An 813-nucleotide genomic window follows, 5' to 3' on the forward strand; every position below is an offset into this window, starting at 1 on the left:
CTATGGGTGACGTGCGGGCTGCGCCCGGTGTGACAGAGAGGTAGCGGAGATTCCGATGACGTCGATAGATGAAATCATTGCCGCATTGGGCGACTGGCGAGGCGACATGCTGGCCCGCATTCGCGGCTTGATCCTTGAGGCCGAACCGAACGTGGTCGAAGAGACCAAATGGAAGAAGACGACAAACCCGCTCGGCGTGCCGACCTGGAGCCTCGATGGGCTCATCTGCACCGGCGAGACCTACAAGGACAAGGTCAAACTCACCTTCGCGAAAGGCGCCTCGCTCGACGACGCCGATGAACTCTTCAACGCCAGCCAGACCGCCAGTGTGAGGCGAGCCATCGACCTACACGAGGGCGACAAGATAAACGCCACAGCATTCCAAGAGCTCGTCCGCGCAGCGGCAGCGCTCAACAAACCATAGACGAGCGACCCCGACCCTCGTTGGCCTCCCACGTGGATCGCTGTGATCGACCGGTAGAGATTCGGCATACGGCCATTGCATTCGAACCGAATTGCAGTTATCGCGCGGCGCAATCATGGAATTATGACGCGCACGGGCGCCGAATTAATCATGGCCACCCGAGGGCTGAACGGCGCGCCCGGCTCAGTGATCGGGCAGGGTTCCGTGGCTGTTGTTGTAGATCTTGCCGTTCTTCGGGTGCGTGAACTTCAGCCCTGCCCACGTGTCGTCAATGCGCAGGCATGTGCTCTCGACGAGGCCGTGACTGTATCCGATCTCGATGACCTTCGGCAGAGTGAGATCTGAGCCCAGCTTCCGCGCCTTGGGCCAGGAGAGCCACAACATGCCCG

At 60.6% G+C, this 813-nt stretch carries 1 protein-coding gene and 1 pseudogene; one reads left to right on the forward strand and one right to left on the reverse strand.

Translation table 11 applies throughout. The features are described from left to right. Positions 1-55: 55 nt before the first annotated feature. Positions 56-424 carry a DUF1801 domain-containing protein gene (locus tag JF66_RS19715; RefSeq protein ID WP_051973782.1) on the forward strand — a complete coding sequence of 123 codons (369 nt, stop codon included), beginning with the start codon at positions 56-58 and terminating at the stop codon, positions 422-424. A gap of 183 nt (positions 425-607) precedes the next feature. On the opposite strand, the pseudogene JF66_RS23910 reads toward JF66_RS19715, so the two are convergent. Next, positions 608-813, reverse strand: a pseudogene (locus tag JF66_RS23910) (hypothetical protein); the annotation flags it as partial.

The sequence above is a fragment of the Cryobacterium sp. MLB-32 genome (genome assembly GCF_000738085.1).
In the GTDB taxonomy this organism is placed as follows: Bacteria; Actinomycetota; Actinomycetes; order Actinomycetales; family Microbacteriaceae; genus Cryobacterium.

Excerpts from the sequence above, each read along its gene's own strand:
- JF66_RS19715 (WP_051973782.1), top strand. The coding sequence starts at position 56 with ATGACGTCGATAGATGAAATCATTGCCGCATTGGGCGACTGGCGAGGC.